This window comes from Tabrizicola sp., assembly GCF_016792905.1.
GTDB lineage: Bacteria > Pseudomonadota > Alphaproteobacteria > Rhodobacterales > Rhodobacteraceae > Tabrizicola.
Genome location: NZ_JAEULP010000073.1, coordinates 1 through 8,357 on the forward strand (window position 1 = coordinate 1; position 8,357 = coordinate 8,357).

7 protein-coding genes and 1 pseudogene are annotated in these 8,357 nt (G+C 69.1%); 3 read left to right on the plus strand and 5 right to left on the minus strand.

The window, feature by feature from the left end; genetic code table 11:
* Positions 1 to 369: 369 nt before the first annotated feature.
* Positions 370 to 2,055, minus strand: coding sequence for an amidohydrolase (locus tag JNL31_RS15630; protein WP_294975166.1), 1,686 nt, complete (start codon positions 2,053 to 2,055; stop codon positions 370 to 372).
* A 70-nt stretch (positions 2,056 to 2,125) separates the two neighbouring features.
* Positions 2,126 to 3,091 carry an agmatinase gene (locus JNL31_RS15635; protein ID WP_294975169.1) on the minus strand — a complete coding sequence of 322 codons (966 nt, stop codon included), beginning with the start codon at positions 3,089 to 3,091 and terminating at the stop codon, positions 2,126 to 2,128.
* A 179-nt stretch (positions 3,092 to 3,270) separates the two neighbouring features.
* Between JNL31_RS15635 and JNL31_RS15640 the strand changes: the two genes are divergently transcribed.
* The gene (locus JNL31_RS15640; RefSeq protein ID WP_294975172.1) at positions 3,271 to 3,660 is read left to right on the plus strand and encodes a polymer-forming cytoskeletal protein; all 390 of its coding nucleotides are present in this window, start codon (positions 3,271 to 3,273) and stop codon (positions 3,658 to 3,660) included.
* Here JNL31_RS15640 and JNL31_RS15645 read toward each other — a convergent pair.
* On the minus strand, positions 3,657 to 4,079 hold the full coding sequence (locus JNL31_RS15645; RefSeq protein ID WP_294975175.1) for a PaaI family thioesterase: 423 nt from the start codon (positions 4,077 to 4,079) through the stop codon (positions 3,657 to 3,659). The genes JNL31_RS15640 and JNL31_RS15645 overlap by 4 nt on opposite strands.
* Positions 4,080 to 4,137: 58 nt before the next feature.
* Here JNL31_RS15645 and JNL31_RS15650 point away from each other — a divergent pair, with 58 nt between their 5' ends.
* Positions 4,138 to 4,911: an enoyl-CoA hydratase gene (locus JNL31_RS15650; RefSeq protein ID WP_294975179.1), complete on the plus strand. Its 774-nt coding sequence runs from the start codon at positions 4,138 to 4,140 to the stop codon at positions 4,909 to 4,911.
* A gap of 76 nt (positions 4,912 to 4,987) precedes the next feature.
* Here the strand turns inward: JNL31_RS15650 and JNL31_RS15655 are convergent, their stop codons facing one another.
* Positions 4,988 to 6,190 carry an MFS transporter gene (locus tag JNL31_RS15655; protein WP_294975181.1) on the minus strand — a complete coding sequence of 401 codons (1,203 nt, stop codon included), beginning with the start codon at positions 6,188 to 6,190 and terminating at the stop codon, positions 4,988 to 4,990.
* A gap of 680 nt (positions 6,191 to 6,870) precedes the next feature.
* Between JNL31_RS15655 and JNL31_RS15660 the strand changes: the two genes are divergently transcribed.
* On the plus strand, positions 6,871 to 7,356 hold the full coding sequence (locus tag JNL31_RS15660) for an RES family NAD+ phosphorylase (RefSeq protein ID WP_294975184.1): 486 nt from the start codon (positions 6,871 to 6,873) through the stop codon (positions 7,354 to 7,356).
* Between the two features lie 182 nt (positions 7,357 to 7,538).
* Here the strand turns inward: JNL31_RS15660 and JNL31_RS15665 are convergent.
* Positions 7,539 to 8,357, minus strand: a pseudogene (locus tag JNL31_RS15665) (carboxypeptidase M32); the annotation flags it as partial.

The window sequence follows — 8,357 nt, forward strand, 5'->3', positions numbered from 1 at the left end:
CCCACAAGTAGTGAAGCTGACACTCACATCATCGGTCCATCCCCTCGCAGGAACTTCCCTAGTGAGCCGATATGCGCGTCTCCGACGCCGATGCGCCCAAACCGCCCGCATATCCCTTCATTCATTCAAATTTCAAAGAGCGCGGACACAAAACACGCAGCACACCAGAACTTCTGGCGTAACTGCCATCTTGCCTCCAGGATTTCGCGGCTTTCGTCACCGCTTCCGATCCTTCCCGCCGCCGTTTCCAGCACCGTTCCGTTTCGGTGAGGGGGCTTTTACGCAACGCCCCCAAGACCCGCAAGTGGAAAATGACGGAATGATGACGAATTTTTCCAGATTGCCATTTTCCCTTGCAAATTCATAAGATTATGCCCTGCGTCCGGGCGTCGCACCCAGCATTCCGGCCGGATCGTGCGTCACCCCGCCCCCGGCAATCGTCAGCGCGATTCCCGTCTGGCCCAGCCGATCCGCCGGAATCGCCTCGATATCGCCGTCGATCAGCACCAGGTCCGCCGCCATCCCTTCGCGCAGGGTTCCCGTCAGCCCCTCCCAATGGGCGGCCCAGGCGCCCCCGGCGGTATAGGCGCGCAGCACCTCCATCAGGCCGACGCGCTCGTCCTGGCATCCCTCATAAGGCACCCGGGTCAGCGCCGCCTGGATGCCGCGCATCACGTTCACATCCGTCACCGGCCAGTCGGACGCAAAGGCCAGCGGCGCGCCCTGGTCGCCCAGCGTCTTCCACAGATAGGCGTCACGCCAGCGGTCGCGGTGGAAGACATGCTCCATCGTCGACATCGGGAACTCCATCGCCCCCGGCGGATGCGGCGGCTGGACGCTTGCCGTGATCCCCAGCGCCCCCAGCCGGGGCACGTCGGCGCGGTCGATCAGCTCGATATGCTCGATCCGGTGGCGGCTGTCGCGCGGGCCGTTCGCCAGCCGCGCCGCCTCATAGCCGTCGATCGTCTGCCGCACCGCCCCGTCGCCGATGGCATGGACGGCGATCTGCAAGCCCCGCCGGTCGATCTCGGCACAGATCGCCTTGAACCGCTCCGCCTCGAACAGCGGCGCGCCCCGCTCGCTGGTTCCCGGATAGTCGTGCAGCATGAAGGCGGTGCGGCTGTCGACCACGCCATCCATGAACATCTTCACGAAACCGGAGGTCACCCAGGCGCCGGTGAACTTCGCCGCCATCGCGCTGGCGCGCTCCAGCTCGGACAACTCCATATGTGGCTTGAAGTGGAACGGTACCTTGACCCGCGCGGTCAGCCGGCCCTCCTCCGCCATCTCCTGCAAAAGGACGCAGGTGTAGCGGTTGCCGTCCATGTTCACCATGCTGGTGATGCCATGCTGTGCGCAATGCGCCAGGCCCGCCGCGACCTTCTCCTTGTCCTTCGCCCGCTGGGCGGCGTCGGGCCAGGGCTCCGGCTCGCCCCCCGTCGCGATCCCCAGTTGCAGGTGCAGATCGCCCGTCAATGCCAGCACCGGCGAGAAGGCCTCGAACTCCAAGAGCTCGCCCGTCGCGGTTCCGTCCGCACCCATCACCACCACATGCCCGACCGGCATCTCTGCCCCGTTCAGCAATCCCGCCGCCCGCAGCGCCGCCGTATTGGCCCAGACCGTGTGATGGTCCGGCGACATCATCGCGATGGGCCTGTCGCCGAGCACCCGGTCCAGATCGGCCCGCGTGACCGGATGGTCAAGGATCTCGTAGGCCGCCCCCTGCGCCATCAGCAGCGGCAGGTCGGGGTTCTGCGTTGCATAATCCCGGAACGCCGCCGCCAGCGCCTCGAACCCTTCCACCCCGCCCAGTTGCAGCTGCGACAGCTCGTTGCCGCCCAGCACCAGATGCAGGTGGCTTTCGACGAAGCCCGGCAACAGCGTCCGCCCGCCCGCATCGACCACGCGAGTCGCGGGCCCGGCCAGCGCCTCCACCTCCGCCCGGCTGCCCACGGCCAGGATGCGCCCCCCACCCCAGGCCACCGCCTCGGCACGCGGACGCGCCTCGTCCATGGTCAGGACCTTCGCGTTGGTGATGATCTTGTCGGCCTGCATGGCGCTCTCCCTTTCATACTGGGACAAATATCCCACGGGGGTCCGGGGGTGTGAAACCCCCGGTCCGCCCTCACCCCCGCGCGATCCGCTCGGCCATGACGCACAGCATCTCGAACATCAGCGAAATCCCCAGCCAGGCCGTGCCCCCGCTCGCATCGAAGGGCGGCGAGACCTCGACCAGGTCCGCCCCCACCACATCCAGCCCCCGCAATCCCCGCGCCACCTGCAAGGCCTGCCAGGAGTTGGGCCCCCCCACCTCCGGCGTCCCGGTCCCCGGCGCGAAGGTCGGATCGACGAAGTCGATGTCATAGGTCACATAGGTAGGCCCCGCGCCCACGATCTCCCGCGCCTCGGCCATCACGTCTTCCGCTCCGCGCGCGTGGAACTCGGCGATCGGGATGATGCGGATGCCGTTGGCTTCGGCGAAGTCCCAGTCCTCGCGGCCATAGGCCGTGCCCCGGATGCCGATCAGGACATAGCGCTTCGGATCGACCAGCCCCTCCTCCACCGCCCGGCGGAACGGGGTGCCGTGATTGTAGCGCGAGGTGCCGAAGTAGACGTCGTTCAGGTCGGTGTGGCTGTCGAACTGGATCAGCCCCACCGGACGCGCCTTCGCCACCGCCCGCAGGATCGGCAGGGAGCACAGATGGTCCCCGCCACCGGTCAGGGGCCGGATGCCCGCCGCGACCACGCGGGCGTAGAACGCCTCCATCCGCGCCATCGAATCCATCAGGTCGCCCGGGTTCGGCGCCACATCCCCCAGGTCGGCACAACGCGCCAGCTCGAACGGCGCCACCCAGGTCGCCCCATTCACCGCCCGGATCATGGTGGACAGGTCCCGCAACTGGCGCGGCCCGTGCCGCGGACCCGGTCGGTTGGTCGTCCCCCCGTCCCAGGGCGCGCCGATCAGCCCGATCTGCACCTCCGGAAACCTCGGATGGTCGAACGGCACAAAGGGCAGCCGCATGAAGGTCGGCACCCCGGCAAAGCGCGGCAGCTCGAACCCAGACACCGGCTGGAAGAAACTGTCCGACATGAAGTCCCCCTGATTCCCGGGGCCATTTGATCAAAAGCTCCTCGCCTTGTCAGCCCCGCTTGCGACATGGCCTTCGGGGAAACCTGCCACCGGCCCAAAGCGCCCCTTGACCGGGCAACCGCTATCCTTCCTTATCAGGGCAACGCCTCGGCCAAGGCCCAGACCCAAGGATTACGACGATGTTCTCCAAGACCTCCGACCCGACCTCCGCCCCCGCCGCGCCCTCGGTGCCGCGCCCTGCCGCGCCCGGCAGCAACTCGGCCCGCTCGGTCCTTGGCGCCGACCTGAAGATCACCGGCGAGATCACCTCCTCCGGCTCGGTCGAGGTGCTGGGCGAGATCGACGGCAACATCACCGCGAACGGCCTCATCATCGGGCAGGAGGGGCGGGTCAAGGGCTCGGTCAACGCCCATACGGTCGAGGTGAAGGGTAAGTTCGACGGCAAGGTCACATGCGAAAGCTTCACCCTCCGCGCCTCGTCGGAAGTGAAGGCCGACGTGACCACCGCCGCGCTCGTCATCGAAAGCGGCGCCCGGATCGAGGGCCGCTTCCTGAAACCGAAAGCCTAGCGTTTCGGCGGGATCGAATAGGTCAGGCTGGCCCGCGCCACCGGCTCTGCCATCCCTTCGCTGAACACCATCACATCGCCCACCGCCAGGCTCCGCCCCACCTTCAGGACCCGCGCCTCGCCCAGGAGGTCGCGCCCCGCCGCCGGTTTCCGCATGAAGTCGATGGCGCAACTCGTCGTCACCGTCAGCGCCACCGGCCCGATCCGCGACAGGATCGCCAGATACATCGCCACATCAACCAGGCCGAAGATCGACGGCCCGCTGACCGTGCCCCCCGGCCGCAGGTGCCGCTCCGCCACCGTCAGCCGCAGGGTCACGCCGTCGGCATCCGCCCGCTCGACCGCGAACTCCTCGGCCACCTGCCCGAAGTCGCGCCGCAGGAAGGCCATCAGCTCATCCGCGTCCATCACCAGTGTCATCCCGCTTCCCCTCGCCCGGCCCGCTCCCTAGACTGAGCGCAGGCCAGAGGGGGATGCAATGACCGACACCTTGCTCCGACGCGACGTCAACGACGGGATCGCCACCGTCACCCTCGCCTCCCCCGTCACGCTGAACGCGCTTTCGACCCCGATGCTTCGCGCGCTGGAGGACACCCTCACCGCCCTCGCCGCCGACGAGGGCATCCGCGTGGTGGTCCTCGCCGCCGAGGGCAAGGCCTTTTCCGCCGGGCACGATTTGAAAGAGATGAATGGCTACCACGTCGATTCCGATGGCGGCCGCACCGCCTTCGAGACGCTCTTCCACCTCTGCGCCCGTGTGATGCAGCACATCGCCGCCCTGCCCCAGCCGGTCATCGCGCAGGTCCAGGGCACCGCCACCGCCGCAGGCTGCCAGCTCGCCTGTTCCTGCGACCTGATCGTCGCGTCCGAAACCGCCCGCTTCGGCGTGAACGGCATCAACCTCGGCCTGTTCTGCTCCACCCCCGCCGTCGCGCTTTCCCGCCGCCTCGCCCCAGGGCTTGCCTTCGAGCTGCTCACCACCGGCGAGTTCCTCCCCGCCCCCCGCGCCCAAGCGCTCGGCGTGGTGAACCGCCTCGCCCCGCCCGACCAGCTGGCCGAGGAAACCCGCAAGCTTGCCGAAGCCATCGCCGCCAAGGACCCCGCCGCGATCCGCCTCGGCAAACGCGCCTTCCGGGCCCAGCTTGGCGAACCGCTCGGACAGGCCTATGCCACCGCAGGCGCGATCATGGTGGAAAACGCCCTCCTCCCCGCCACCGCCGACGGCATCCAGCGCTTCCTCGACCGCCGGTAAACTGGAACCCCCAATCTCATCCCTCCCGTAGGTCGGGGTTCACCCCGACCCTTTCTCCATCCCCGTAGGTCGGGGTTCACCCCGACTCCCGCTCCCTCCGCCACAACAAGACCGCCATCAACGCCAGCCCCAAGACCGCCAGCCCCAGGCACACCGCATAGACCACCCCCGGCCCGCCCAGCGACAAGAGCGCCGCCCCGACCGACGGCGCCGCTGCCGAGGCAAGGATCGGCGCCACCGCCGCCGCCCCGGAAATCGCCCCGAACCCCTGGCGCCCCAGCACTTCGGCAATCAGCACCGGCCGCAGGATCGAGGTCAGCCCGATCCCCGCCCCCTGCGCCACCGCAAAGGCGAAGATCAGCCCCGGCGCCACCCCGGCCAGCCACAGGCCCCCCCCTGCCAGCACCATCGCCCCGCAGGAAAACAGCACCGCCTGCGCCGTCGTCACCCGTGCCCCCGCCGCCAGCAGGATCAGCCGCCCCGCCACCTGAGAGGGACCAATCGCCGCCGCCGCCAGCGCCGCAAGCCCCGCCGCCGCCCCCCGGTCGGCGAACAGGACCAGCGCATAGGTGATCAGAAGCCCATGGTTCAGGTAGATCGCGCCGAACCCCACTGCGATGATCCAGAACGCAGGCTTCCGCAGCGCCCTCTGCACCGTGCCGGGAGGCGTCGGCGGCAGCGCCAGCCCCGCCCGCTCCCGCCTGCGCAACTGCCGCACCGCCACGGCGTTCAGCGGCATGGCCAGGGCGACCAGCCCGGCAAAGACCAAAAGCGCCCCCTGCCCGCCGAAAGCACGCCCCAGCCAATGCCCCAGCGGAAAGGCCAATGTGCCCGCGAACCCCGCAACCAGCGTCACCCGAGTGATCGCGCCCCGCGCGCCCTCGCCCAGCCGCCGGGTCAGGAAGGCGAAGCAGGTCTCGTAAAGACTCCCCGCCTGCGCCACCCCGATCACCGCCCAGAGCGCCAGCCATCCCGGCAGGCCCCCGACCAGCCCCAGCCCCACCACGCCCAGCGCCGACAGGCCCGGCAGCCAGATCAGCATCTCGCCGCCAAGCCCCCGATCCACCAGTCGCCCGGTCAGCGGCGTCAGCCCCGCCATGATCAGGAACGCCAGCGTCGGCCCCAGCGCCAGTTCGCCCTTCGTCCAGCCCGTCGCCGCCTCCAGGTCCGGCAACAGCGCCGGGAAGGCATAATAGCAGCCCGCATAGATCAGCGTCTGCCCCAGCGCCAACAGCCAGACCGCCGCCCCGCCCTTCTCCGACGCCCGCGTTTCCGTCACCGCCGTCCCGTCCTTCCGGTTTCCCCGACCGTGACTGCAACAGGCACGGCCGCGCCGCAACCCCTTGCCTGTCCCGGAAGACTGCGCACTCAGGACGACTACTCTCCCGAAGCAAACCGCAAGAGCCTCGCCTCCCCCTTCCGTGGGGAGGGGAAGGGGGTGGGGGGCCACGCAAAACGGCCTGCCCCAGCATCCCCCCTCTCCCCGCGACCATGAGGAAGCCGACCCGCTCTCGCCCGGCCCCCCGGACCGGGAAGCCCACAGGACGACCTACCCTCCCAACGCAGGCGACAAGCACCTCGCCTCCCCCTCGGTGGGGAGGAGAAGAGGGTGGGGGGCCACGCAAAACGGCCTGCCCCAGCATCCCCCCTCTCCCCGCGACCATGAGGAAGCCGACCCGCTCTCGCCCGACCCTCCGCAAGGAGGGAAGCCCGCAGGACGACCTACCCTCCCAACGCAGGCGACAAGCACCTCGCCTCCCCCTCGGTGGGGAGGAGAAGGGGGTGGGGGACCACGCAAAGGCTTGCCCCAGCATCCCTCCTCTCCCCGCGACCATGAGGAAGGCGACCAAGCCGGTCCGAATCGCTCCGGGGCAGCCTTTCCCGATCCCGCAGGCCGAAGCTTGCCCCGTGGCACGCCCCCCGCTATCCCTTCCACCCGCTCTGCCCGAAGGAGGCGTGATGCCCTTCCTTGCCCTCGACGGCCTCTTCTACCGGATCGTCCCCACGGCACGGGCGGCCCACGCCCTCGCCCCCGCGACCAGCCCCGAGGGACGCTTTCACCACGACGCCCAGCCGAGCCTCTGCGCCTCCTCCCGTCCCGACTGGGCCGAACATGCGATAGCGCCCTACGTCCGAGACGACGACCCGCCCCGCGTCATCTGCGAATTGCGGCTCACGGGCGTCAGGGTGCTCGACCTCCGCAACCCCGACCACTGCGCGCGATGCGGAATCAACCCGGCCCTCGCCGCCGTGCCCTGGCTCCCCGAACGCGCCCGGGACCTGCCCGCCTCGACCTGGGCCGTCTCCGACCGCGCCCGGGCCTCCGGTGCCGACGGCATGATCTACACCGCCCGGTCCGAGCCCACCCGCTGGCACCTCGTCCTCTTCCGCTGGCCGGGCGCGCACCTGACGGGGCACGTCCTGCCCTATCCGCTGCCTGGCTGACATCCCTTCTCGTTCGACGCGCGTCCGCGTCACCCCCCGCGAGAGAGGGAAGACCTCACCGACGAGCAGCCCGGCAGCGTGGCGGGACTCTCTCGGGAGATGTTACCAAATCCCTAATGTCCGCGACCAACCCATTGATCTAAAAGGGCCGAAAAATCTGTCCACCGTGGACAGCTACCGCCTCAAACCCCGTAGATCGCGGCGAACTTCGCTTCCAGATAGTCCAGCAGCGGTCCTTCCGAGGGCTCGAACCCGCAGGCCCGCCGCACGACATCGCGCGGCTCGTACAGCCCGCCATGCCGCTGCAACCGCTCCCGCAGCCACCCCGTCGCCGCCGACACGTCGCCCCCGGCCATCGCTGCGTCCAGCCCCGGCAGATCAGCCCGCAGCGCCTTGACCAGGCAGCCCGCATAGACGTTCCCCAGCGTGTAGGTCGGGAAATAGCCGAAGAGCCCGCAAGACCAGTGCACGTCCTGCAACATCCCGTTCGACGGCTTGTCCACCGCCACCCCGAAATCCGCCCGGAACCGCTCGTTCCAGGCCGCTTCCAGATCGGCCACGTCCAGATCGCCCCGGATCAGCGCCCGCTCCAGATCGAAGCGCATCATGATGTGCAGGTTGTAATGCACCTCGTCCGCTTCCGTGCGGATATAGCCCGGATGCACCCGGTTCACCGCCCGGTAGAACCCCTCGGCATCCGCGATCCCGAACTCCCCGAAGACCTCCCGCATCCGCCCGTAAAGCCAGCCCGTAAACGCCCGCGACCGCCCCAGCTGGTTCTCGTAGGACCGGCTCTGGCTCTCATGCACCCCCATCGACACACCCTGCCCGACCGGCGTCAGCAGGTAGGCCGGATCAATCCCCTGCTCATAGGCGGCGTGACCGACCTCGTGGATCGTCGAGTAGAAGCAGTTGAACGGGTCCGTCTCCGACACCCGCGTCGTGATCCGCACGTCATGGCCCGAGCCCGACGAGAACGGATGCACCGCCAGATCGACCCG

Excerpts from the sequence above, each read along its gene's own strand:
- JNL31_RS15630 (WP_294975166.1), bottom strand. The coding sequence starts at position 2,055 with ATGCAGGCCGACAAGATCATCACCAACGCGAAGGTCCTGACCATGGAC.
- JNL31_RS15635 (WP_294975169.1), bottom strand. The coding sequence starts at position 3,091 with ATGTCGGACAGTTTCTTCCAGCCGGTGTCTGGGTTCGAGCTGCCGCGC.
- JNL31_RS15640 (WP_294975172.1), top strand. The coding sequence starts at position 3,271 with ATGTTCTCCAAGACCTCCGACCCGACCTCCGCCCCCGCCGCGCCCTCG.
- JNL31_RS15645 (WP_294975175.1), bottom strand. The coding sequence starts at position 4,079 with ATGACACTGGTGATGGACGCGGATGAGCTGATGGCCTTCCTGCGGCGC.
- JNL31_RS15650 (WP_294975179.1), top strand. The coding sequence starts at position 4,138 with ATGACCGACACCTTGCTCCGACGCGACGTCAACGACGGGATCGCCACC.
- JNL31_RS15660 (WP_294975184.1), top strand. The coding sequence starts at position 6,871 with ATGCCCTTCCTTGCCCTCGACGGCCTCTTCTACCGGATCGTCCCCACG.